We start from the raw sequence: 23,568 nt of genomic DNA, 5'->3' as shown, positions 1-23,568 counted from the left end.
CGAAACACCCCCTGTGAGCTGCGTTTTCGCAGTTCACAGGGGGTGCTTTTCGTGGAGCCTAGGGGAGTCGAACCCCTGACATCTGCCATGCAAAGACAGCGCTCTACCAACTGAGCTAAGGCCCCGGAACGAGAACAGCGTACCGGGTCACCCCCCATGTCCGGCAAAAGGATTGGGACTCCCGGTCGGCGACCACTCTCCGTAAGATGCTGATCGAGGTTCGCAGTGGCGAACCGAGGGATGGGGAGAAGAAATGGACGCAGCGCAGCAGGAAGCCACGGCGCGAGCCAGAGAGCTTCAGCGCAGTTGGTACGGAGAGCCACTGGGGGCGCTCTTCCGTCGGCTGATCGACGATCTCGGACTCAACCAGGCCAGGCTCGCGGCCGTGCTGGGATTGTCCGCGCCCATGCTGTCCCAGCTGATGAGCGGCCAGCGGGCCAAGATCGGGAACCCGGCCGTCGTCCAGCGCGTCCAGGCGCTCCAGGAGCTCGCCGTACAGGTCGCCGACGGCACCGTCAGCGCCGCCGAGGCCACCGACCGGATGGACGAGGTGAAGAAGTCGCAGGGCGGCTCCGTCCTCACCAGCACCGGTCAGCCGGCCACCGGTTCGGGCGCTCCTACCGTCCGCCGGGTGGTCCGCGAGATCCAGTCGCTGCTGCGCTCCGTAGCCGCGGCGGGCGACATCATCGACGCCGCCGACTCCCTCGCCCCGGCCCACCCGGAACTGGCAGAGTTCCTCCGGGTGTACGGCGCGGGGCGCACCGCGGACGCGGTCGCGCACTACGAGTCGCACCAGAACTGACGCGGTCGGCAGCCGGCCGGCATCGCCGACAGACGAAGCAACGGGGAGCGGACACAGCACGATGGGTGAGGTTTTCGCTGGTCGGTACGAGCTGGTCGACCCGATCGGACGGGGCGGGGCGGGCGCCGTGTGGCGCGCCTGGGACCACCGTCGCCGCCGCTATGTGGCGGCGAAGGTGCTCCTGCAGAGCGACGCGCACACGCTGCTCCGCTTCGTCCGCGAGCAGGCGCTGCGGATCGATCATCCGCACGTCCTCGCCCCGGCCAGCTGGGCCGCCGACGACGACAAGGTCCTGTTCACCATGGACCTGGTCGCCGGCGGCTCTCTGGCGCACGTCATCGGCGACTACGGCGCGCTGCCGCCCCGGTTCGTCTGCATCCTGCTCGACCAGCTGCTCTCGGGCCTGGCCACGGTGCACGCCGAGGGGGTCGTGCACCGCGACATCAAGCCCGCGAACATCCTCATGGACGTCACCGGGACCGGGCGGCCGCATCTGAGGCTGTCCGACTTCGGCATCTCCATGCGCAAGGGTGAGCCCCGTCTCACCGAGACCGACTACGTGGTCGGGACGCCGGGGTACTTCGCTCCCGAGCAGCTCCTCGGCGCCGAACCCGACTTCACCGCGGACCTCTTCGCCGTCGGCCTGGTCGCCCTCTATCTGCTCCAGGGCCGCAAGCCGGACTCGCAGGCCCTGGTCGAGCATTTCCTCACGCACGGCACTCCCGGCGCCCCCGAGGGCGTCCCGGAGCCCCTGTGGCAGGTGCTCGCCGGTCTGCTGCAGCCCGATCCGCAGGCCCGCTTCCGGACGGCCACGGGCGCGCGCAAGGCCCTGACCGCCGCCGTGGACATGCTTCCCGAGCCGCGCCCCGACGAGGAGCCGGTCGAGATCTTCGACCAACTCGGCCCCCTGCCGCCCGGCTTCGGCCCCCAGGGCCCCCAGGGCCCGAACGGCCCCACCGACACCGCTGCCCCCGTCGGCACCGCTGGCCCCGCCGCCGGCACGGCCACGGCCGCCCAGGGCGCCGCCTCCACGAGCGCCTCCACGCCCGCCGCACCCGGTGCCGCACCGACGCCCGCCGCCACACCCGTACCGCCCCAACAGCTGCCCCCACAGCAGCCCCCACAGCCGTACTACCAGCCCCAGCACCCGGTCACCCCGGCCACCACCCCGGCCACCGCCCCGCTCGCCGCCCCGGCCGCGGCTCCCGCGCCGCTGCCCGGACCCTCCGAGACGGGCAGCTTCCACCTGCCCCCGCCGGTCGGCCACCCGACTCCCTCCTTCGACCGTGCACCGACCTCGGCGGTGCCGTACGAACAAGCCCCTACTCATCCATACACCGCTCACCCCCTTCAGGTTCCCGCGCAGCACCCTGCCCCCGTGCCGGGCCCTGCGACGCCCACGGCCCCCGTGCCGGGCCTTGCGAGGCCCACGGCCCCTGCCCCGGTACGCCGACCGGGACCGCCCCCGAAGGTGACGATCCCGGTCCTGCTGCTCGCGCTGGTCTGCTTCGCGGTCGGCTTCTGGGCCCTCGCGCAGACCTGAGCCCCACCGAGGCGGACGCCGCCCCACGCCGCCCCGTCCCGCCTACGCCGCCCGCCTCCGCGCCACCAGCGTCCATCCGCCGAGTCCAAGCAGCAGGACCGTCCCGCTGCCGATCCCGGCCGCCGCGACGACCCGCATGGCGTCGCTCCGCTCCGCCGCCCGCGCCCCGGAGGCGCCCTTCTCCGCCGCCTCCTTGTCGTCGGCGGTCACGCTGAACTGCCCGGGGTCCCCGTCGTACCCGGGCCCCGGCTTCGCGCTGCCCCGAAGCGAGACCCGCAGGGTCAGCGGCACCGGCTTGTCCCCGTACTCCTTGGCCATCTCCGGGTTGAGCGTGGCCGACAGGTAGTACCAGCCGGCGAACCGCATGCCGCTGGTGGCCTCGTCGTAGGACCTGCGGTTCTCGTGGGCCACCGGCCGCAGCGCGTCGAGCGCGAGCGTCGAGGGCTTCCCGCTGTAGCTGACGGTGTTCTCGTCGACATGTCCGAGCGCGGGGTTCTCCAGGGAGAGGACCAGGGCGTGGCCGATGTACTCGTCGCCGGTGGCGCTGCTGCCGAGTTCGGCGGTGGCGAAGAGCTGCTGTCCCCAGTCGACGGGCACCCGGTAGAAGAGCGTCTGGCCGGGCCGGATGTCGGACCGCCACTCGCCCTGCGTCAGCGAGGTGGCGTCGTGGACGCCGGAGCCGCCCTGGCGCGGCTGCGGGCCGCCCGCGGGCGGCCCGGGCGTGCCGGAGGCCCACACCTCGGGGAGTTCGGTCGGGCCGGCCTTCTTCAGCACGGGCTCGGACGCGTAGCGGATCTCCAGCTCCCAGTCGTCCGTGCTCGCCTTCGACTCGCGCTCGACGAGGACGTAATGGGCGCCGGCGCGCCGGCAGGTGGAGCTGTCCCCGTCGACGATGCGGCGGGCGTAGGCGGCGAGCGGCCGGGTGTACTCGCTGGAGGAGAAGTTCGCCTGCTGGTCGCCGCATTCGGTGCCGGAGCCGTCCTGCATGCTGACCTTGAAGCCGTCGCCGTACTCGACCTTGCCGCCGGCCTTGGGTACGGCGACGACGGAGACGTACGCGTTCTGCCGGTCGAGGTTGACCCGGTAGTAGACCTTGCCGTTCTTCTTGAGCGTGTCGCGGTAGGTCTGCCCGGTCTGCAGCTCCACGGCGTCCGAGCTCGATGCTGCGCCCTGGATGCGCTGGGCCGAGCTGTCGAAGGTGTACGGCGGGATCGCGCCCCCGGCAGCCACCGCCTGCCCGGGAAGCGCCACCACCGCTCCCACCGCCGCGGCCGCCGTGATCAGGGCCCCCGCCCTCCGGCAGGTGCCGGCCTGCGTCTTCACCCGCTCCTCCTCTTCACTTAAGCAAGTCGACAATTTGCTCAGGCAAAGCGAAGCCCCGGCCCGCTCTCGCGCGGCCGGGGCTTCACCCACAGACGGTTTTCGTCTCAGACACCGGAACCTGCGGGCACGGAGTCGGTCGCCTCCGTCCACAGATCCTGCTCGGCGCGATCCGCCTGGATCTGGCGGTACACGAGGAGTCCGCCGATGGCGGCCAGTGCGACCAGGAGAAGCTTCTTCACCGCGCGACCTCGTCTTTCGTTGACGTAGGAGGTTCTGACGCCCACTCTACACATCGACCGATACCGATCGGTGACCTGTGCGAGGTTCAAACATCCCGGAGCCCCGGAACAAACAAATCGACCCGGACGGAGGAACCGTCCGGGTCGATCGATACTGTGGGGCTAACAGGATTTGAACCTGTGGCCTCATCCTTATCAGGGATGCGCTCTAACCAACTGAGCTATAGCCCCGCCGCGCTCTGCGGTGTGTGTCCCGCGCGCTGACTCCTGAACATTAGCGCACAGGGGGGCCAGTCCCAAAATCGGTAACCGACCGGCCCCCTCGCAGGTCACTCGCCCGTCACTCGTCCTCGGCGAGCGTGAGCTCCACGCCGCCCACGAAGCCGGCCGACAGGTTGTAGATGAAGGCGCCCAGCGTGGCCAGCGCGGTCATCAGGACCACGTCGATCACGGCGATCACCGAGGTGAACATCAGCACCCGCGGCAGCGACAGGAACGACTGCAGATCGAAGCCGTTGGACTCGTTCGAGCCCGTGGCCTCGCTGATCGTGCCGCCGACCGTCGAGAAGACGCCCATGGCGTCCATGACCATCCACAGCACCGCCGCTGCGACGACCGTGCAGATGCCCAGCGCGATGGAGAGCAGGAAGCTCACCTTCATCACCGACCACGGGTCGGCCTTGGCCACCCGCAGCCGCGCCTTGCGCGTACGGGGCGTCGTGCGGGCCCCCGTACGCGGCCGGCGCACGGCGCCGGTCTGACCGCCCGCCGTGCCGCCCGGCGCCGGAGCGCCGTACGCCTGCGGCGGGTGGTAGGGCCCGCCCGGCTGCTGCGCACCGGGGCGCTCGCCGGGCAGTGGCCCGTTGTAGGTCTCGTACGAGGGCTGCTGCCCCCGAGTGTCCGTCACCGCAACCCCCTGGGAGTCCGTGGCGGGGCCACGGGCGCCGTTCGCTCCAGCACCGGCAGAAGCTCCGGCAGCCGCCGATCCGGCGCCCGTGGCTCCACTCACGCTCTTACTCCTCGTGCTCCCCGGCCGAGGGCTCCGTGCCCTCGACTGCCTCGGTCTCGACCACGCCGGTCTCGACCGCCACTGCCTCGGACGCCTCCGCGGCACCCTCGGCGTCGACTGCCTCGTCGATGTCGTCGTCCTCGCTGCCGGCCTCGGCGTTCCGTGCGATGCCGACGACGGCATCACGCTTACCCAGGTTGATCAGCTGGACGCCCATGGTGTCACGGCCGGTCTCCCTGACTTCGTTGACTCGCGTACGAATCACACCGCCGGACAGCGTGATGGCGAGGATCTCGTCCGTCTCCTCGACCACCAGCGCGCCCACGAGGGAGCCGCGGTCCTCCACGATCTTGGCGGCCTTGATACCGAGGCCGCCACGGCCCTGGACGCGGTACTCGTCGACGGGGGTGCGCTTCGCGTACCCGCCGTCGGTCGCGGTGAAGACGAACGTACCGGGCCGGACGACATTCATCGAGAGCAGCTGGTCGTCCGCGCGGAAACTCATCCCCTTGACGCCCGACGTGGCACGTCCCATCGGACGCAGCGCGTCGTCGGTGGCGGTGAAGCGGATCGACTGCGCCTTCCTGCTGATGAGCAGCAGATCGTCCTCGGCCGAGACCAGCTCGGCACCGATCAGCTCGTCGTCGCTGCCGTCCTCCGCCTCACGGAGGTTGATCGCGATGACACCGCCCGAACGCGGCGAGTCGTAGTCCTTCAGCGCGGTCTTCTTGACCAGGCCGGCCTTGGTGGCGAGCACCAGGTACGGCGCGGCCTCGTAGTCGCGGATCGCCAGGATCTGGGCGATCTGCTCGTCCGGCTGGAAGGCCAGCAGGTTGGCCACGTGCTGGCCGCGCGCGTCCCGGCCGGCGTCGGGCAGCTCGTAGGCCTTGACGCGGTAGACCCGGCCCTTGTTGGTGAAGAAGAGCAGCCAGTGGTGGGTGGTGGAGACGAAGAAGTGGTCGACGATGTCGTCCTGCTTCAGCTTCGTGCCCCGCACGCCCTTGCCGCCGCGCTTCTGCGAGCGGTAGTCCTCGGTCTTCGTCCGCTTCACGTAGCCACCGCGCGAGATGGTGACGACGATGTCCTCCTCGGCGATCAGGTCCTCGATGGACATGTCACCGTCGAAGGGCACGAGCTTGGACCGGCGGTCGTCGCCGAACTTCTCGACGAGCGCGGCCAGCTCCTCGCTGACGATCGCGCGCTGGCGCTCGGGCGAGGCCAGGATCGCGTTGTACTCGTTGATCTTGGCCTGGAGTTCGTCGTGCTCGGCGACGATCTTCTGGCGCTCCAGGGCGGCGAGCCGGCGGAGCTGCATCTCCAGGATCGCGTTGGCCTGGATCTCGTCGATCTGGAGCAGGTCCATCAGGCCGCCGCGGGCGACCTCGACCGTGTCACTGCGCCGGATGAGCGCGATGACCTCGTCGATCGCGTCGAGCGCCTTGAGCAGACCGCGCAGGATGTGGGCGCGCTCCTCGGCCTTGCGCAGCCGGAAGCGGGTCCGGCGCACGATGACCTCGATCTGGTGCGTCACCCAGTGGCGGATGAACGCGTCCAGCGAGAGGGTGCGCGGCACGCCGTCGACGAGCGCCAGCATGTTCGCGCCGAAGTTCGTCTGGAGATCGGTGTGCTTGTACAGGTTGTTGAGGACGACCTTGGCGACGGCGTCGCGCTTGAGCACGATGACGAGGCGCTGGCCGGTCCGGGACGAGGTCTCGTCGCGGACGTCGGCGATGCCGCCGATCTTGCCGTCCTTGACCAGGTCGGCGATCTTCTGCGCGAGGTTGTCGGGGTTGGTCTGGTACGGGAGCTCCGTGACCACCAGGCACTGGCGGTTGTGGATCTCCTCGACCTCGACGACCGCGCGCATCGTGATCGAGCCACGGCCGGTGCGGTACGCCTCCTCGATGCCCTTGCGGCCGACGACGAGCGCGCCGGTGGGGAAGTCCGGGCCCTTGATCCGCTCGATCAGGGCGTCGAGGAGCTCCTCGTGGGTGGCCTCGGGGTGCTCCAGCGCCCACTGGGCGCCGGCCGCGACCTCGCGCAGGTTGTGCGGCGGGATGTTGGTCGCCATGCCCACCGCGATGCCGGCGCTGCCGTTGATCAGCAGGTTCGGGAAGCGGGACGGCAGGACCGTCGGCTCCTGGTTGCGGCCGTCGTAGTTGTCCTGGAAGTCGACGGTCTCCTCGTCGATGTCCCGGAGCATCTCCATCGACAGCGTCATGAGCTTGCACTCGGTGTAACGCATGGCGGCTGCCGGGTCGTTGCCCGGGGAGCCGAAGTTACCGTTGGAGTCGACGAGCGGCATGCGCATCGACCAGGGCTGGGCGAGGCGGACGAGCGCGTCGTAGATCGAGGAGTCGCCGTGCGGGTGGTACGTACCCATGACGTCACCGACGACGCGGGCGCACTTGTAGAAGCCCTTCTCGGGCCGGTAGCCGCCGTCGTACATCGCGTACAGCACGCGACGGTGGACGGGCTTGAGGCCGTCCCGTACGTCGGGCAGCGCGCGGGACACGATGACGGACATCGCGTAGTCGAGGTACGAGCGCTGCATCTCGGTCTCGAGCCCGACGGGCTCGATCCGCAGCACGGGCTCTTCTTCGGTGGTCCCGGTCGGGGTGGTTTCGTCGGCCATTGCTGGTCGTCAGTCCTTTCGTACGGTCAGCTGAGACCGACTCAGATATCGAGGAAGCGAACGTCCTTGGCGTTGCGCTGGATGAACGAGCGGCGTGCCTCGACGTCCTCGCCCATCAGCACCGAGAACAGGTCGTCGGCCTGCGCGGCGTCGTCCAGGGTGACCTGGCCGAGTACGCGGTGCTCGACGTCCATGGTGGTGACGCGCAGCTCCTCGGCGTTCATCTCGCCGAGACCCTTGAAGCGCTGGATCGAGTCTTCCTTGATCCGCTTGCCGCTCTGCTTGCCCAGCTCGACGAGCGCGTCCCGCTCCCGGTCCGAGTACGCGTACTCGAAGTCGTCCCGGCCCCACTTGATCTTGTAGAGCGGCGGGCGGGAGAGGTAGACGTGACCGGCCTCGACCAGCGGCCGCATGAAGCGGAAGAGGAAGGTCAGCAGCAGGGTGTTGATGTGCTGACCGTCGACGTCGGCGTCCGCCATCAGGATGATCTTGTGATAGCGGAGCTTCTCGATGTCGAAGTCCTCGTGCACACCGGTGCCGAAGGCCGAGATGAGCGCCTGGACCTCGGTGTTCTGCAGGATCTTGTCGATCCGGGCCTTCTCGACGTTCAGGATCTTGCCGCGGATCGGCAGGATGGCCTGGTACATCGGGTTGCGGCCGGACTTGGCCGAGCCGCCGGCGGAGTCACCCTCGACGATGAAGATCTCGCACTTGGCGGGGTCGTTCGACTGGCAGTCGGACAGCTTGCCCGGCAGCGACGCCGACTCCAGCAGGCCCTTGCGACGGGTCAGGTCGCGCGCCTTGCGGGCCGCCACGCGCGCGGTGGCGGCCTGGATCGACTTGCGGATGATGTCCGCGGCCTCGATCGGGTTGCGGTCGAGCCAGTCGTTGAGGTGCTCGTAGACCGCCCTCTGGACGAAGGTCTTGACCTCCGTGTTGCCCAGCTTGGTCTTGGTCTGGCCCTCGAACTGCGGCTCGCTCAGCTTGACCGAGATGATCGCGGTCAGACCCTCGCGGATGTCGTCGCCCGTGAGGTTGTCGTCCTTCTCGCGGAGCAGCTTCTTGTCGCGCGCGTACTTGTTGATCAGCGAGGTCAGCGCGGCGCGGAAGCCCTCCTCGTGCGTGCCGCCCTCGTGGGTGTGGATGATGTTGGCGAAGGAGTACACGCCCTCGCTGTAGCCGCTGTTCCACTGCATCGCGACCTCGAGGGACAGGGCCTTGTCCTTGTCCTCCGCCTCGAGGTCGATGACGGTGGGGTGGACCAGCTCGCCCTTGCGCGAGTTGAGGTACTTCACGAAGTCGACGATGCCGCCCTCGTAGTGGTACTTCACCGTGCGCGCGGCCGGCTCGGCGGCCGCCTCGGCGTCCGGGTCGTCGGCGCCGACCGTGGCCTTGGCGGACTCGCGCTCGTCGGTGAGCGAGATCGTCAGGCCCTTGTTGAGGAAGGCCATCTCCTGGAAGCGGCGCGAGAGCGTCTCGAAGGAGTACTCGGTCGTCTCGAAGATGTCCGGGTCGGCCCAGAACGTGACCGAGGTGCCGGTCTCGTCGGTCGCCTCGTGCTGCGCGAGGGGCGCGGTCGGGGCGCCCATCTTGTAGTCCTGCGTCCAGCGGTGGCCGTCGGTCTTGATCTCGACGGAGACCTTGGTGGACAGGGCGTTCACGACCGACACGCCGACACCGTGCAGACCGCCGGAGACGGCGTAGCCGCCGCCGCCGAACTTTCCGCCCGCGTGGAGCACGGTCAGCACGACCTCGACGGCGGGCTTGCCCTCGGAAGCCACGATGCCGACCGGGATGCCACGGCCGTTGTCGACGACGCGCACGGCGCCGTCGGCCAGGATCGTCACGTCGATGGTGTCGGCGTGGCCGGCCAGGGCTTCGTCGACCGAGTTGTCGACGACCTCCTGCACCATGTGGTGCAGACCGCGCTCGCCGGTCGAGCCGATGTACATGCCAGGGCGCTTGCGCACGGCATCCAGGCCTTCGAGGACCTGGATGTTGCTGGCGGTGTACTGGTTGTTCTCGTTGGGGTCGCCGGAATCGGCCACGAAGCGCCCTTTCTGGCACAGCACAGGCCGTTCTCCGGGCATACGGGAGCGGCTGCGTCGTTCGACTTGTTCCGCAGGGTGGCGGGATTGTCTCCCAGTCTACCGGTAGCGCCGACAGTCATGGGGGTTTGCCGGTGCCTGAGTCCGCATGTGCCGCCCTGAGCGGGAGCCAAACGACTCCCCATATCCGGACAGGGGCTTCAGAGCCCTCTGACGGCCACCCAGCGCTTCGACCCGTAGCGCGTTGTGGGCAATCGCTCCTCCGTGCTACCCGTAGGTATCTCCGGGTCCCACGGACCCCGGTGCCCGCAGCGGCCCGTACCCCCGCCGGGGCCCGCCCGGCCCCAGCACCTTGATCATCCGCACGGTGCCGTGACCGAGGTCCTCGTTGAGCCGCGCCACCAGCGTCGGCGCGAGGAGACGCAGCTGCGTGGCCCACGCCGTCGAGTCGCACTGCACGGTCAGCACCCGCGCGTCCGGCTCGTCGTCGAACCTCACCGGTACGCAGTGCTTCGCCAGGTCCTCGCCGACGATCTGCGGCCAGCGGCCCATGACCCCGCCGACCGCCGCCGGCGTCTCCCAGCCCCGCTCGGTGATCAGTCGGTTGATCGCGGCGCCGAGCGCCATCGGGTCACGCCCGTCGGCGCGCGCGCCGGAGCGCAGACCGCCCCCGCGCCGGGCCTGCTTCTTCTGCTGGGCGGCCGCGCCCCTGGCCTTCGCCTGCTCCTTGGCGGCGCGCAGCGCGACCCGCGCGAGATCCACCCCGGAGGGTTCGGGAACGGACGGCGCCGCAGGAGTATCCACAGGCTGGGGAAGGTTTTCCTCGCTCATACGCGCTCCACCGTCCCTCCGGCCACCTGGTACCGCGTCCCCGCGAGGACCCCCGGCACGTCGTCGTCCACAGCGGCTGTCACCAGGACCTGCTCGCCGCCCGCCACCAGCTCCGCGAGCCGTTCGCGCCGGCGCGCGTCCAGCTCGGCGAAGACGTCGTCGAGGACGAGGACGGGCTCGTTGCCCTCGGACCTCAGCAGGTCGTACGAGGCGAGCCGCAGCGCGAGCGCGTACGACCAGGACTCGCCGTGGCTGGCGTACCCCTTCGCGGGCAGCTCGCCGAGCTTGAGGAGCAGCTCGTCGCGGTGGGGTCCGACGAGGGTGACGCCCCGCTCGATCTCCTGCTTGCGCACCTCGGCCAGCGCGGCGATCAGCTGCTCGTACAGCTCCTCGCGGGTGTGCCCGGTGCCGGGCGCGGAGGGCCGGTACTCCAGCAGAATCGGTCCGCCGCCGGGGGCGAGCTGCTCGTACGCCTTGTCCGCGAGCGGCTGCAGTACGGCGATCAGGTCGAGCCGCTGGGCGAGGAGCTCGGCCCCGGCCCGCGCCAGGTGCTGGTCCCAGACGTCGAGGGTGGACAGGTCCATGCCCCGGCCGCCGTGCCGGCGGGCCATCGCCGCGGACTTCAGGAGCGTGTTGCGCTGCTTGAGCACGCGCTCGTAGTCGGAGCGCACGCCCGCCATGCGCGGCGTGCGCGCCGTGATCAGCTCGTCGAGGAAGCGCCGGCGCTCGCCGGGGTCGCCCTTCACCAGGGCGAGGTCCTCGGGCGCGAACAGCACGGTCCGTACGATTCCGAGCACATCACGCGGTCTGACCTGCGAGGACCTGTTGATGCGGGCACGGTTGGCCCGGCCCGGGTTGAGTTCGAGCTCGACCAGCTGGGAGCGCTCGCCCTGGGTGACGGCGGCGCGGATGACCGCGCGTTCCGCCCCCATCCGGACGAGCGGGGCGTCGGAGGCGACGCGGTGGCTGGAGAGGGTCGCGAGATAGCCGACGGCCTCGACCAGATTGGTCTTGCCCTGGCCGTTCGCGCCCACGAAAGCGGTGACGCCCGGGTCGAGCGGGACCTCGACCCGGGCGTAGGAGCGGAAGTCGGCCAGCGACAGATGCGTGACGTGCATGGTTGGGCGCCGACCTTCTTCCCCCGGCGGCTGTGCACCGCGGGGTGCACAGCCTGTGGATTACTTCTTCGTCTCGACCGCGTGGCCACCGAACTGGTTGCGCAGCGCGGCGATCATCTTCATCTGCGGGGAGTCGTCCTGGCGGGAGGCGAACCGCGCGAACAGCGAGGCGGTGATCGCCGGCAGCGGCACGGCGTTGTCGATGGCGGCCTCGACCGTCCACCGGCCCTCGCCGGAGTCCGACGCGTAGCCGCGCAGCTTGTCCAGGTGCTCGTCCTCGTCGAGGGCGTTGACCGCGAGGTCGAGCAGCCAGGAACGGATGACCGTGCCCTCCTGCCAGGAGCGGAAGACCTCGCGTACGTCGGTGACGGAGTCGACCTTCTCCAGGAGCTCCCAGCCCTCGGCGTAGGCCTGCATCATCGCGTACTCGATGCCGTTGTGGACCATCTTCGCGAAGTGGCCGGCGCCGACCTTGCCGGCGTGCACGGAGCCGTACTCGCCGTCGGGCTTGAGCGCGTCGAAGATCGGCTGGACCTTGGCGACGTCCTCGGCGGAGCCGCCGTACATCAGCGCGTAGCCGTTCTCCAGGCCCCAGACGCCACCGGAGACGCCGCAGTCGACGAAGCCGATGCCCTTGGCCGCCAGCTCCTCGGCGTGCTTCTCGTCGTCCGTCCAGCGGGAGTTGCCGCCGTCCACGACGATGTCGCCGGGGGAGAGCAGGTCGGCCAGCTCGTCGATGGTGGACTGGGTCGCGGCACCGGCCGGAACCATGACCCACACGACGCGGGGCCCCTTGAGCTTGCCCACAAGCTCTTCGAGGCTGTGGACATCGGCGAGGTCCGGATTGCGGTCGTATCCGATGACGGTGTGGCCTGCGCGGCGGATGCGCTCACGCATGTTGCCGCCCATCTTGCCGAGACCGACGAGACCGAGCTCCATCAGAGATTCCTTAAGCGTCGTGTGCGGTTTACCCGGATCCGAGCCTACGCCCGGACCCGGGTGCACACCTGTGGGGTCAGCCGCTCAGGCGATGCCCCGGCTGCGTCCTCCCGGGGGCGGCCCCGGGACCCCCGGCCGGCCTCAGCCGCTGAGGCGCACCGGCATGATCAGGTACTTGTACGCCTCGTCCGCCTCGGCGTCCACGGCCGGCTTGCCGCTCAGCAGCGCCGGCTTGGTGGAGGTCGTGAAGGAGAGCTGGGCGACCGGGGAGTCGATCGCGCTCAGGCCGTCCAGCAGGAAGGTCGGGTTGAAGGCGATCGAGATGTCGTCGCCGTCGAGGTGCGCGTCGACGCGCTCCACAGCCTGTGCGTCGTCGCTGGAGCCGGCCTCCAGGATCAGCACGCCCTGCTCGAAGCTCAGCCGGACCGGGGTGTTGCGCTCGGCGACCAGGGCGACACGCTTGACGGCCTCGACGAACGGCGCGGTCTCGATGACCGCGACCGAGTTGAACTCGGTGGGGAAGAGCGTCCGGTACTTCGGCAGGTCGCCCTCGAGGAGACGGGTGGTGGTGCGGCGGCCCGCGCCCTCGAAGCCGATGAGGCCCTCGCCCTTGCCGGAGCCCGAGAGCGCCAGGGTGACCGTGTCGCCGCTCGTGAGCGCCTTGGCGGTGTCCAGGAGGGTCTTCGCGGGCACCAGGGCGACCGCGGAGGCGTCCGGGGACTCCGGCTTCCACAGGAACTCGCGGACCGCGAAGCGGTAGCGGTCGGTGGAGGCCAGGGTGACCGTGTCGCCCTCGATCTCGATGCGCACACCGGTGAGCACGGGCAGCGTGTCGTCACGGCCGGCGGCGATGGCCACCTGCGCGGCGGCGGAGGCGAAGACCTCACCGGGGACGGTGCCGGTCGCGGTGGGCATCTCCGGCAGGGCCGGGTACTCCTCCACAGGCAGGGTGTGGAGGGTGAAGCGGGAGGAACCGCAGACCACGGTCGCCCGTACACCGTCTGTGGAAATCTCCACCGGCCGGTTGGGGAGGGCACGGCAGATGTCGGCGAGCAGTCGGCCGGAGACCAGGACGGTGCCGTCCTCCTCGACCTCCGCCTCGACGGAGACACGGGCCGAGACCTCGTAGTCGAAGCTCGAGAAGCTCAGCGCGCCGTCCTCGGCCTTCAGCAGAAGGCCTGCGAGCACGGGAGCCGGCGGACGGGCCGGGAGGCTGCGGGCCACCCAGGCCACCGCCTCGGCAAGTACGTCGCGCTCCACCCGGATCTTCACCGGAACCGCCTCCTGCTTGTTGCTGGCTCTTCGTCGACTGCGGGAACCAGTCTGACGTACGCCGCCGACACTCGGTGCTGCTCGGGGTCAAGTCGCGACAAGAGCGCGTCGGAGCTCCGGCGCCGAGTTGTGCACAGGCCCCACTTCGAAGCGGATTCCTAGCTAACTCTAAGTGGGAGTAGTAGTAGGGCCTGTGGAAACGGTGGATAACGTCGTTTTCGCAGGTCAGGCCCGGTTTTTTGTCCACCGCGCCTGTGGGTGGAGCCGGTGGACAACTGGGGTTCTCTGTGGACACCCGAAAGTTCTGCACACCCGATACACAGGCCACGGGGAGTTCTCCCCAGCGCTGTCCCCAGCTTTACCCACGTTCCCCACAGCCCAACCGTCCTCCTTGGTGTGACGGCTTTCACTCGACGCGGTGAGAGCGGGCGATTCGTTGCCGAACAGTGGACAGGGGTGTGGAGAAGCTGTGGGCAACGGACCCCACCCTGTGGGCAGCCGGTGGACAACCTTCGGGAGCCCTTGTGGACGAAAGTTCTGTCCACAGCCTGTGGAGATCTTTTACCAACAATTCCACAAGGGTCTGACCTGGGATGATGATCTGTCAGCAGTCCAGCCTGTGGACACAATCCGGATAACTCAACAGTCCCCACCCTGTGGACGGGAGATCATCCCGCAATCTGTGGAGAACCCGCCACCGGAACGGAGTAATCGAACACTCCGCGCTCGTACACAGCTTGCACAGCGAACAGAGGCATCCCTTGGAGCGGGTCCGAGAACGCCTGAGGGCGCCCCAGGAGGAGTCCTGGGGCGCCCTTCAGAGGCTCTGACGGCCCTGTGTCAGCCGTTCTTGATGCGGTTGGTGAGCTCGGTGACCTGGTTGTAGATGGAGCGCCGCTCCGCCATCAGCGCACGGATCTTCCGGTCCGCGTGCATCACGGTCGTATGGTCACGGCCGCCGAACTGCGCACCGATCTTCGGCAGCGACAGGTCCGTGAGCTCGCGGCACAGATACATGGCGATCTGCCGGGCCGTCACCAGGACGCGACTGCGGGAGGATCCACAGAGATCCTCCACCGTCAGACCGAAGTAGTCGGCGGTGGCCGCCATGATGGCCGGCGCCGTGATCTCCGGCGAGGAGTCCTCGCCGCCCGGGATCAGGTCCTTGAGGACGATCTCGGTGAGCCCCAGGTCCACCGGCTGCCGGTTGAGGCTCGCGAAGGCCGTCACCCGGATCAGCGCGCCCTCCAGCTCACGGATGTTCCGCGAGATCCGGGACGCGATGAACTCCAGTACCTCCGGCGGGGCGTTGAGCTGCTCCTGCACCGCCTTCTTGCGGAGGATCGCGATACGCGTCTCCAGCTCCGGCGGCTGCACATCGGTGGTGAGGCCCCACTCGAAGCGGTTGCGCAGCCGGTCCTCCAGGGTCACCAGCTGCTTGGGCGGCCGGTCCGAGGAGAGCACGATCTGCTTGTTCGCGTTGTGGAGGGTGTTGAAGGTGTGGAAGAACTCCTCCTGCGTCGACTCCTTGCTCGCGAGGAACTGGATGTCGTCGACGAGCAGGATGTCCACATCGCGGTAGCGCTTGCGGAAGGCGTCGCCCTTGCCGTCGCGGATCGAGTTGATGAACTCGTTCGTGAACTCCTCGGAGCTCACGTACCGCACCCGCGTGCCCGGGTAGAGGCTCCGCGCGTAGTGCCCGATCGCGTGCAGCAGATGGGTCTTGCCGAGGCCCGACTCCCCGTAGATGAAGAGCGGGTTGTACGCCTTCGCCGGGGCCTCGGCCACCGCGACCGCGGCCGCGTGCGCGAAACGGTTCGAGGAACCGATGACGAAGGTGTCGAAGAGGTACTTGGGGTTCAGCCGAGCGTGCTGCTCACCGGGCGCGCCGGAGCCCTGCGCGGAGGAGGAACCGTGGCCGCCGCCCGGGCCGCCCCCCGGACCGCCCGGCCGGGGACCGGGACGGGCGCCGTGGTTCTGCGGGTCGGGCAGCTCGGCGCGCTCGGGCCGCTGCGGCTCGTAGCCCCGGGGCGGCTCGTCGTACCGCGACTGCCGGGACTGCTCGGGGCCGGTCGGGCCGGTGTACGGAGCCCGCTCCTGGTAGCCGCCCAGCCGGGGCTGCTGCCAGGACAGGTCCTCCTGGGTGCGCGGCCAGGCGCCGGGGTCGGGGCGCTGCTGCGAGTAGTCCGGGTAGGCCGGGCGCGCGGTGGGCAGCCCGTCGTCGGGCATCGGCCGGTGGCCGTAGCCGTCGTACTTCTCGTACGGCTCGGGCTGCTGGCGCTCGTCGTAGCGGGGCTGCTGCGACTGCTGGAGCGGGGGCGCCGGCGGGGTCGGCTCGCCGACGGAGTCGTCGACGGTGATCGCGATCCGGATCGGGCGGCCGCACTCACGGCTGAGGGTCTCGCTGATCAGCGGAGCGAGCCGGCCTTCGAGGACGCGCTTGCCCCACTCGTTGGGTACGGCGAGCAGCGCCGTGTCCGCGACCAGGGCGAGGGGCTGGCAGCGCTCGATCCACTGCTTGTCCTTGGGCTCGATTCCCTGCTGGCCCTCGGCGAGGAGATGCTCGAGGACGCGTGGCCACACTGCGGCAAGATCAGCAGGTACGTCAGCCACAGGGCACGCTTTCTCGCAGGTCCCACGATGGTGTGGTTCTCGGGGGACGGTGGGTCGATGTCCGTGAGGACAGTTCCGTGAGGACAGGTAAGGACAGAACGGAAAAGATTGTGGAGTCCATCCACGGTAGTCGCGGCGGCTGACGTGGTTCAAGTTGTTGTCCACAGCCTGTGCACAATGGGGGGTGGCGACAGGTCGGTTTGACCGGATGGCGTAGCCGCGCGTACCGTAACCAGGTCGAGTTGTCGATGGCTGCTGCCGCCTGCCTCCGATGGGCAAAGATCACGGTCTGTGATCGTGAAGCGGTGCACTCGGGCGTATTGCGAGCTACTCGTGGGCGCACGGTGACAGCCAGGCGATGTCCCGCCATCTACGAATCATTTCTGGAGCCCCCGAGTGAGCAAGCGCACCTTCCAGCCGAACAACCGTCGTCGCGCCAAGACCCACGGCTTCCGCCTGCGGATGCGTACGCGTGCCGGCCGAGCCATCCTTGCGAACCGCCGTTCCAAGGGTCGCTCTGAGCTGTCCGCCTGATCCGCTTAACAGGGTCATGACGTGCTGCCTACCGAGAATCGGCTGAGGCGGCGCGAGGACTTCGCAACCGCGGTACGCCGAGGGCGCCGGGCCGGTCGCCCGCTCCTCGTCGTCCACCTACGCAGCGGTGCAACGAGCCCGCACGCGCCTGGGGAGAGCGCTCCCCCGGCACGTGCGGGTTTCGTCGTGAGCAAGGCCGTGGGCGGTGCGGTCGTACGCAACCAAGTGAAGCGTCGTCTGCGCCACCTCGTCCGCGACCGGCTCACCGAGCTGCCTCCCGGTAGCCTGGTGGTCGTACGGGCGTTGCCCGGAGCCGGCGACGCCGAACACGCACAGCTGTCCCGAGACCTGGACGCCGCTCTTCAGCGGCTGCTGGGAGGGGGCGCGCGATGAAGTACCCGCTGCTGGCTCTCATCAAGCTGTACCAGTGGACGATCAGCCCGCTTCTCGGGCCCGTCTGCCGGTACTACCCGTCGTGTTCCCACTATGGATTCACGGCCATCGACCGGCATGGCGCGATCAAGGGCACGGCCCTGACCGCCTGGCGCATCCTGCGGTGCAACCCGTGGTCGCCCGGCGGCGTGGATCACGTCCCCCCGCGTAAGCGCCCCCGCTGGCACGAAATGCTGAGGAACGCGCTGCGCGGCGACAAGGGCGGGTCCACCGCCGAGACGAGCCCGGCCGCAGAGACCTCGCCCAATGCTCAAGGAGCCTGATTAGTGGACACGATTGCCAGTCTGTTCAGCTTCATCACCACACCTGTCTCATGGGTGATCGTCCAGTTCCACAAGGTGTACGGGGCGATCTTCGGCCCTGACACGGGTTGGGCCTGGGGCCTGTCCATCGTGTCCCTCGTGGTGCTGATCCGTATCTGTCTGATCCCGCTGTTCGTCAAGCAGATCAAGTCGACGCGGAACATGCAGGCGCTCCAGCCGAAGATGAAGGCGATCCAGGAGCGCTACAAGAGCGACAAGCAGCGTCAGTCCGAAGAGATGATGAAGCTGTACAAGGAGACGGGTACCAACCCGCTCTCCTCGTGCCTTCCCATCCTGGCGCAGTCGCCGTTCTTCTTCGCCCTGTACCACGTGCTGTCCAACATCGCGTCGGGCAAGGAAATCGGCGTCATGAACCAGGCGCTGGTCGACAGCGCCCGGCAGGCCCACATCTTCGGCGCCCCGATCGCCGCGAAGTTCATGGACAGCCCGGAGAAGGTCGAGGCGCTCAACGCCTCCCTGACCGACGTCCGCATCGTCACCGCGATCATGATCATCATGATGTCGGCCTCGCAGTTCTTCACCCAGCGCCAGCTGATGATGAAGAACGTCGACCTCTCGGTGAAGACGCCGTACATGCAGCAGCAGAAGATGCTCATGTACATCTTCCCGGTGATCTTCGCCGTCATGGGCATCAACTTCCCCGTCGGTGTCCTCGTCTACTGGCTGACCACCAACGTGTGGACCATGGGCCAGCAGATGTACGTGATCAACCAGAACCCGACCCCGGGCAGCAAGGCGCAGGACTCCTACCTCCAGCGCCTGCTGAAGAGCATCACGCAGCACGGCGAGGTCCGCGGCCGTCGTCGCAAGACCATCGTGAAGATGATCGTCGCCAAGGCCAGCAGCGACCGCAACGAGAACGAGCGCCGCTTCTTCTCCGGTCTGACCAAGGCCGGGTTCGCCGCCCAGGCCGACGGCACCGTGATCAAGAGCGACACGATCGAGGCCGACGTCGAGGCGGGTACCGCCGCCAGGCGTCAGCAGCCCAAGCGCCAGAGCAAGGCCCAGCGTCAGGCCGCGGCCCAGCACGCCACCGCCAAGGACTCCGAGGAAGCTGCCGAGCCGGCCGCCGAAGAGACGCCGACCACCTCGCTCGAGAAGAAGCCCCAGGGTTCGGCCAAGGCCGCCGCCAAGGAAGAGCCGAAGGGCGAGGCCCAGGGCGACAAGTCCGCGCGCCCCCGCGCCAACTCCGGAGGCGCCCGTCAGCAGGGCAAGTCCGGTCAGCGCAAGGGCCAGCAGCGGCCCAAGCACCCGTCCTCCAAGAAGTAAGCCTCGCCGAAGCAAGAAGGAGTCCATCCGTGACGGAAGGCACCATCTCCGCCGCCGCCGAGGGTGGCGACACCCTGACCCGCCTGGAGCAGGAGGGTGAGATCGCGGCCGACTACCTCGAGGGCCTGCTCGACATCGCCGATCTCGACGGTGACATCGACATGGACGTCGAGGCGGACCGCGCCGCGGTCTCGATCATCAGCGACTCGGCTCGTGAGCTGCAGAAGCTCGTGGGTCGCGATGGTGAGGTCCTGGAGGCGCTCCAGGAGCTGACCCGGCTGGCCGTGCACCGGGAGACCGGTGACCGCAGCCGTCTGATGCTCGACATCGCCGGCTTCCGCGCCAAGAAGCGCGCCGAGCTCGCCGAGCTGGGTGCCAAGGCCGCGGGTGAGGTGAAGTCCACCGGCCAGCCGGTCAAGCTGGACCCGATGACGCCGTTCGAGCGCAAGGTCGTGCACGACGCGATCGCCGCCGCCGGTCTGCGCAGCGAGTCCGAGGGCGAGGAGCCGCAGCGCTTCGTCGTTGTTCTCCCGGCCTGAACCCTCACGTAGTGTCGGCCCCGTCTGTTCGCAGGCGGGGCCGATCTTTGTCAGCCTGATAGTCAGCCACCACAGTGCGCCCGCAGAGGATGCGTGCGGTACGGAAGGACGGTTCCCGTGACGGAGGAAGCGCAGCTCCCCGAGGCTCCGGAGCAGGCGCGGACAGTCTTCGGTGAGTACTTCCCTGAGGCCGTGCGGTACGCGGAGCTCCTCGCGGACGCGGGTGTGAAGCGCGGTCTGATCGGACCGCGTGAGGTTCCGCGGCTGTGGGAGCGTCACCTGCTGAACTGTGCGGTCCTCTCCGAGGTCGTCCCCGAGGGCGTCACCGTCTGCGACGTGGGCTCGGGCGCCGGACTTCCCGGCATCCCTCTGGCTCTGGTCCGCCCCGACCTGAAGATCACGCTCCTGGAGCCGCTTCTTCGCCGGACGAACTTCCTTCAGGAGGTCGTCGAGCTGCTCGGCCTCGACCACGTGACCGTGGTCCGTGGGCGTGCGGAGGAGATGCTCGGCAAGATCACGCCCGTGCATGTGGTGACCGCCCGCGCGGTGGCGCCGCTCGACCGGCTGGCCGGCTGGGGAGTTCCCCTGCTGCGTCCGTACGGGGAGATGCTGGCGCTCAAGGGCGACACCGCGGAGGAGGAGATCAGCGGGGCTCGTGCCGCGCTCTCCCGTCTCGGTGTGGTGGAGACCTCCGTGCTGCAGGTGGGCGAGGGGATCGTCGATCCGCTGTCCACGGTTGTCCGGGTCGAGGTCGGCGAGAGCCCGGGCGGGGTGCGGTTCGCCGCCAAGCGAGCCAAGGCCGCCCGGACGAGCAAGACCCGTCGACGCCGCTGAGCGTCGCATTCGTACCATTTCGGAGTGTCGAACGGTCCCGGCCGGGCAGCAGGGGCATGGTGTTTCACGTGAAACGTCGCTCACTGCTGCAGGGGATCATCAGCCGCGGTCGCGCGGCTGCCACGCCCCGGGACCGTCGACCCCGCGTGAACCCACCCGCGAGGGTTACGGAGATGTCCACAGAGGTGGATTCACCCACAGAACCACCGGCCTCGCTGGTTCACGACCCCGAAAGCATGGCAGGCTCTCCCCATCGCGAGCCTGAAGCCGAGGAGAGTGAATCCTTGCGGTCCGACGCCAACATCGCGGGACCGATGACCGATCCGGTCCCCGGTCCCCGAACCGAATCGGTGGGGGAGGATGTTTCACGTGAAACACCGCCCCCGATGGACGACACCCCCATTGGTCGTGCTGCCCAGCTGGCAGTAGAGGCCCTGGGTCGTGCCGGTGAGGGACTTCCCCGCCCGGCGCAGACTCGCGTGATGGTGGTCGCCAATCAGAAGGGCGGCGTGGGTAAGACGACCACGACGGTCAACCTTGCCGCGTCCCTCGCCCTGCACGGGGCCCGGGTCCTGGTCATCGACCTCGACCCGCAGGGCAACGCCTCCACGGCGCTCGGCATCGACCACCACGCCGAGGTCCCCTCGATCTACGACGTTCTCGTGGACAGCAGGCCGCTCTCCGAGGTCGTGCAGCCGGTCATGGACGTCGAGGGCCTGTTCTGCGCCCCCGCCACCATCGACCTCGCCGGCGCGGAGATCGAGCTGGTGTCGCTCGTGGCCCGTGAGAGCCGCCTGCAGCGGGCGATCCAGGCCTACGAGCAGCCCCTCGACTACATCCTGATCGACTGCCCGCCCTCGCTCGGTCTCCTCACGGTCAACGCCATGGTCGCCGGAGCCGAGGTGCTGATCCCGATCCAGTGCGAGTACTACGCGCTGGAGGGGCTCGGCCAGCTCCTGCGGAACGTCGACCTGGTCCGGGGGCACCTCAACCCGGCGCTCCATGTCTCGACGATCCTGCTCACCATGTACGACGGCCGGACGAGGCTCGCCTCCCAGGTCGCCGACGAGGTGCGCACACACTTCGCCGAGGAGGTCCTCCGGACCAGCATCCCGAGGTCCGTCCGCATCTCGGAGGCACCGAGCTACGGGCAGACGGTCCTCACCTACGACCCGGGCTCCAGCGGTGCCCTGTCGTACCTCGAAGCGGCCCGTGAGATCGCCCTGCGGGGGGCTGCCGTGCACTATGACCCGCAGCACGCCCATGTCGGGCACCAGAACCACCAGCGCAGCATGTCGGAGGGGATCCAGTGAGTGAGCGACGTAGGGGATTGGGGCGTGGGCTCGGTGCGCTGATCCCCGCTGCTCCCCAGGAACGGCAGTCGCCTTCGGGCGGCGTGGGTGTGGCCTCGCCCGGTGCGGTCCCCGGTATGCCCTCGGACCGGGGGGTCGCGGCCGCGAAGCTGGCGTCCCTCCCGCAGAGCGCGCAGTCCCCGGAGTCGACTCCGGCGTGGAACGATGCCGAGCCGGTGGTCCGGCCGGAGCCTCCGGCGGGTGCCTACTTCACCGAGCTTCCGCTCGACTCCATCGTTCCCAACCGGCACCAGCCGCGTGAGGTCTTCGACGAGGACGCCCTGGCGGAGCTCGTCGTCTCCATCAAGGAGGTCGGCCTCCTCCAGCCCGTGGTCGTGCGCAAGACCGATGACGAGGGCTATGAGCTGGTCATGGGCGAGCGGCGTCTGCGGGCGTCCAAGGAAGCGGGACTGGAGCGGATCCCGGCGATCGTCCGGGACACCGACGACGAGAAGATGCTCCTGGACGCGCTCCTGGAGAACCTCCACCGTGCCCAGCTGAACGCGATCGAAGAGGCTCACGCCTACGAGCAGCTGCTCAAGGACTTCGGCTGCACCCACGACCAGCTCGCGGAGCGGATCGGGCGCTCTCGCCCGCAGATCTCCAACACGCTGCGACTGCTGCGCCTCTCCCCGCCGGTGCAGCGCCGGGTGGCCGCCGGAGTGCTCTCCGCCGGCCACGCGAGGGCGCTGCTCGGTGTCGAGGACCCGGAGGCCCAGGACAAGCTGGCGTACCGGATCGTCTCCGAAGGCCTCTCGGTGCGTACCGTCGAGGAGATGGTGAGCGTCATGGGCTCCGAGGAGCCCGGCGGTGCGGTCAAGCCGACGAAGCCGCGAGCCGGTGGCCGGGTGTCGCCCGCGCTCACGGATCTCGCCTCCCGTCTTTCGGACCGCTTCGAGACTCGGGTGAAGGTCGACCTCGGTCAGAAGAAGGGAAAGATCGTCGTCGAGTTCGCCTCGGTGGAGGATCTGGACCGGATCCTGGCGACCCTGGCTCCCGGCGAGGGTCGGGTCATGGATCAGAAGAACGCAGAGAAGGGGGCGGAGGGCTGACGCCTTCCGCTGCCCAAGGCCGCTGAGGGCGGGCCGTGCTCCGGTTTCACCGGAACGCGGCCCGCCCTTTGCCTGTGAGCGGTGTCGTCCCGATCGGTCGATCGATACGATTCCAGGAGGCGTATCCGTGCTCGAACGCGAGGGAAGTGAGGCGCGGCCGTGGGGCGTCGGCTCGTACCGCTCACGCTGGACAACCTTCCGGATCTGCCCAAGCGGTGTCGCTCCTGCGTCTTCTGGGAGCTCGACCCGGTCAGTGGAGAAGCCGCGGTGAAGGCGGGGCGTCCGGAGCTGGAGAAGGAGGCCTGGATCTCGGGGGTTCTCCTGGAGTGGGGCTCCTGCGGCCGGGTGGTCTATGTCGACGAAGTGCCGGTCGGCTACGTCCTCTACGCTCCCCCGGCCTATGTGCCGCGTTCCACGGCCTTCCCCACGAGCCCTGTGGCGGCCGATGCCGCGCAGTTGATGACGGCCTGGATCATGCCCGGCTACCAGGGGCAGGGACTCGGCCGGATGGTCGTGCAGACCGTGGCCAAGGACCTCCTGCGGCGGGGCTTCAAGGCCATCGAGGCGTTCGGGGACGCCCGGTGGAAGGAGCCGGCCTGTGTGCTTCCGGCCGATCATCTGCTGGCTGTGGGCTTCAAGACGGTGCGGCCGCATCCGGCCTTCCCCAGGCTGCGGCTGGAACTTCGGACGACGCTCTCCTGGAAGGAGGACGTCGAGATGGCGCTCGACCGACTCCTCGGCGCGGTCCAGAAGGAGCCCGTCCTGCGTCCGCTGTAGCGTCGGGACACGAGAACGGCCCGCCCCCCGGAAGGGGCGGGCCGTCTCTGTTTCACGTGAAAC

21 protein-coding genes and 2 tRNA genes are annotated in these 23,568 nt (G+C 69.1%); 11 read left to right on the top strand and 12 right to left on the bottom strand.

What is annotated here, in order from left to right; all coding sequences use genetic code 11:
- Window positions 1-52: 52 nt before the first annotated feature.
- Window positions 53-125 (bottom strand) — tRNA-Ala (locus tag N5875_RS19625).
- A gap of 128 nt (window positions 126-253) precedes the next feature.
- On the opposite strand from N5875_RS19625, the gene N5875_RS19620 reads away from it, so the two are divergent.
- The gene (locus N5875_RS19620; RefSeq protein WP_055601717.1) at window positions 254-802 is read left to right on the top strand and encodes a DNA-binding protein; all 549 of its coding nucleotides are present in this window, start codon (window positions 254-256) and stop codon (window positions 800-802) included.
- 61 nt (window positions 803-863) lie between these two features.
- The gene (locus tag N5875_RS19615) at window positions 864-2,345 is read left to right on the top strand and encodes a protein kinase (protein ID WP_338495149.1); all 1,482 of its coding nucleotides are present in this window, start codon (window positions 864-866) and stop codon (window positions 2,343-2,345) included.
- A 42-nt stretch (window positions 2,346-2,387) separates the two neighbouring features.
- Here N5875_RS19615 and N5875_RS19610 read toward each other — a convergent pair whose 3' ends face one another.
- The 11 genes from N5875_RS19610 to dnaA all read right to left on the bottom strand — a co-directional run bounded on the left by N5875_RS19610 (window position 2,388) and on the right by dnaA (window position 16,372).
- Window positions 2,388-3,668 carry a hypothetical protein gene (locus N5875_RS19610; RefSeq protein WP_338495148.1) on the bottom strand — a complete coding sequence of 427 codons (1,281 nt, stop codon included), beginning with the start codon at window positions 3,666-3,668 and terminating at the stop codon, window positions 2,388-2,390.
- Window positions 3,669-3,772: 104 nt separating this feature from the next.
- Complete coding sequence (locus N5875_RS19605) at window positions 3,773-3,907, bottom strand: DLW-39 family protein (protein WP_003958712.1); 135 nt, start codon at window positions 3,905-3,907, stop codon at window positions 3,773-3,775.
- A gap of 157 nt (window positions 3,908-4,064) precedes the next feature.
- Window positions 4,065-4,138: transfer RNA gene (locus N5875_RS19600), tRNA-Ile, on the bottom strand.
- 109 nt (window positions 4,139-4,247) lie between these two features.
- The gene (locus N5875_RS19595; RefSeq protein WP_318208248.1) at window positions 4,248-4,814 is read right to left on the bottom strand and encodes a DUF3566 domain-containing protein; all 567 of its coding nucleotides are present in this window, start codon (window positions 4,812-4,814) and stop codon (window positions 4,248-4,250) included.
- A gap of 106 nt (window positions 4,815-4,920) precedes the next feature.
- Entirely contained in the window at window positions 4,921-7,551 is a 2,631-nt protein-coding gene (gene gyrA / locus N5875_RS19590; RefSeq protein WP_318208249.1) for a DNA gyrase subunit A, read from the bottom strand.
- Between the two features lie 41 nt (window positions 7,552-7,592).
- Window positions 7,593-9,623 carry a DNA topoisomerase (ATP-hydrolyzing) subunit B gene (gyrB, locus tag N5875_RS19585; RefSeq protein ID WP_030321245.1) on the bottom strand — a complete coding sequence of 677 codons (2,031 nt, stop codon included), beginning with the start codon at window positions 9,621-9,623 and terminating at the stop codon, window positions 7,593-7,595.
- A gap of 243 nt (window positions 9,624-9,866) precedes the next feature.
- On the bottom strand, window positions 9,867-10,430 hold the full coding sequence (locus N5875_RS19580) for a DciA family protein (RefSeq protein WP_338495146.1): 564 nt from the start codon (window positions 10,428-10,430) through the stop codon (window positions 9,867-9,869).
- Window positions 10,427-11,548, bottom strand: coding sequence for a DNA replication/repair protein RecF (gene recF, locus N5875_RS19575; RefSeq protein WP_318208251.1), 1,122 nt, complete (start codon window positions 11,546-11,548; stop codon window positions 10,427-10,429). The genes N5875_RS19580 and recF overlap by 4 nt, the downstream gene beginning before the upstream one ends.
- A 60-nt stretch (window positions 11,549-11,608) precedes the next feature.
- Window positions 11,609-12,487: a phosphogluconate dehydrogenase (NAD(+)-dependent, decarboxylating) gene (gene gnd, locus N5875_RS19570; protein WP_338495144.1), complete on the bottom strand. Its 879-nt coding sequence runs from the start codon at window positions 12,485-12,487 to the stop codon at window positions 11,609-11,611.
- Window positions 12,488-12,628: 141 nt separating this feature from the next.
- Window positions 12,629-13,759 carry a DNA polymerase III subunit beta gene (dnaN, locus tag N5875_RS19565; RefSeq protein WP_338495142.1) on the bottom strand — a complete coding sequence of 377 codons (1,131 nt, stop codon included), beginning with the start codon at window positions 13,757-13,759 and terminating at the stop codon, window positions 12,629-12,631.
- An 840-nt stretch (window positions 13,760-14,599) separates the two neighbouring features.
- Window positions 14,600-16,372, bottom strand: coding sequence for a chromosomal replication initiator protein DnaA (gene dnaA, locus N5875_RS19560; RefSeq protein ID WP_338495140.1), 1,773 nt, complete (start codon window positions 16,370-16,372; stop codon window positions 14,600-14,602).
- Window positions 16,373-16,768: 396 nt separating this feature from the next.
- Between dnaA and rpmH the strand changes: the two genes are divergently transcribed.
- The 9 genes from rpmH to N5875_RS19515 all read left to right on the top strand — a co-directional run bounded on the left by rpmH (window position 16,769) and on the right by N5875_RS19515 (window position 23,505).
- Window positions 16,769-16,906, top strand: a complete 138-nt coding sequence (gene rpmH, locus N5875_RS19555) for a 50S ribosomal protein L34 (RefSeq protein WP_030205020.1) — start codon at window positions 16,769-16,771, stop codon at window positions 16,904-16,906.
- A 21-nt stretch (window positions 16,907-16,927) separates the two neighbouring features.
- On the top strand, window positions 16,928-17,299 hold the full coding sequence (rnpA, locus tag N5875_RS19550) for a ribonuclease P protein component (protein WP_318208255.1): 372 nt from the start codon (window positions 16,928-16,930) through the stop codon (window positions 17,297-17,299).
- Window positions 17,296-17,622, top strand: a complete 327-nt coding sequence (yidD, locus tag N5875_RS19545; RefSeq protein WP_015034858.1) for a membrane protein insertion efficiency factor YidD — start codon at window positions 17,296-17,298, stop codon at window positions 17,620-17,622. The genes rnpA and yidD overlap by 4 nt, the downstream gene beginning before the upstream one ends.
- A 3-nt stretch (window positions 17,623-17,625) precedes the next feature.
- Window positions 17,626-18,951: a membrane protein insertase YidC gene (gene yidC, locus N5875_RS19540; protein ID WP_318208256.1), complete on the top strand. Its 1,326-nt coding sequence runs from the start codon at window positions 17,626-17,628 to the stop codon at window positions 18,949-18,951.
- A gap of 29 nt (window positions 18,952-18,980) precedes the next feature.
- A complete protein-coding gene (locus N5875_RS19535) occupies window positions 18,981-19,490 on the top strand; it encodes a R3H domain-containing nucleic acid-binding protein (protein ID WP_148003353.1) in 510 nt (169 codons plus the stop codon).
- Window positions 19,491-19,607: 117 nt separating this feature from the next.
- Window positions 19,608-20,324 (top strand): 16S rRNA (guanine(527)-N(7))-methyltransferase RsmG, encoded by a 717-nt coding sequence (gene rsmG, locus N5875_RS19530; protein ID WP_318208257.1) that lies wholly within the window; start codon window positions 19,608-19,610, stop codon window positions 20,322-20,324.
- A gap of 236 nt (window positions 20,325-20,560) precedes the next feature.
- Complete coding sequence (locus N5875_RS19525; RefSeq protein ID WP_078944828.1) at window positions 20,561-21,637, top strand: ParA family protein; 1,077 nt, start codon at window positions 20,561-20,563, stop codon at window positions 21,635-21,637.
- Entirely contained in the window at window positions 21,634-22,728 is a 1,095-nt protein-coding gene (locus N5875_RS19520; protein ID WP_318208258.1) for a ParB/RepB/Spo0J family partition protein, read from the top strand. The genes N5875_RS19525 and N5875_RS19520 overlap by 4 nt, the downstream gene beginning before the upstream one ends.
- A gap of 159 nt (window positions 22,729-22,887) precedes the next feature.
- The gene (locus N5875_RS19515) at window positions 22,888-23,505 is read left to right on the top strand and encodes a GNAT family N-acetyltransferase (RefSeq protein ID WP_266967067.1); all 618 of its coding nucleotides are present in this window, start codon (window positions 22,888-22,890) and stop codon (window positions 23,503-23,505) included.
- Window positions 23,506-23,568 lie beyond the last annotated feature (63 nt).

Origin of the sequence: Streptomyces sp. SJL17-4, assembly GCF_036826855.1 — a bacterium.
Taxonomy (GTDB): domain Bacteria; phylum Actinomycetota; class Actinomycetes; order Streptomycetales; family Streptomycetaceae; genus Streptomyces.
The sequence above is the reverse complement of the archived record's forward strand: the minus strand, read 5'-3'. Positions and strand labels throughout refer to the sequence as shown.

Bases quoted from the DNA above. Each gene is read 5' to 3' on its own strand.
- N5875_RS19620 (WP_055601717.1), top strand. From the start codon at position 254: ATGGACGCAGCGCAGCAGGAAGCCACGGCGCGAGCCAGAGAGCTTCAG.
- N5875_RS19615 (WP_338495149.1), top strand. From the start codon at position 864: ATGGGTGAGGTTTTCGCTGGTCGGTACGAGCTGGTCGACCCGATCGGA.
- gyrA (WP_318208249.1), bottom strand. From the start codon at position 7,551: ATGGCCGACGAAACCACCCCGACCGGGACCACCGAAGAAGAGCCCGTG.
- N5875_RS19580 (WP_338495146.1), bottom strand. From the start codon at position 10,430: ATGAGCGAGGAAAACCTTCCCCAGCCTGTGGATACTCCTGCGGCGCCG.
- recF (WP_318208251.1), bottom strand. From the start codon at position 11,548: ATGCACGTCACGCATCTGTCGCTGGCCGACTTCCGCTCCTACGCCCGG.
- gnd (WP_338495144.1), bottom strand. From the start codon at position 12,487: ATGGAGCTCGGTCTCGTCGGTCTCGGCAAGATGGGCGGCAACATGCGT.
- yidD (WP_015034858.1), top strand. From the start codon at position 17,296: ATGAAGTACCCGCTGCTGGCTCTCATCAAGCTGTACCAGTGGACGATC.
- N5875_RS19525 (WP_078944828.1), top strand. From the start codon at position 20,561: ATGGCAGGCTCTCCCCATCGCGAGCCTGAAGCCGAGGAGAGTGAATCC.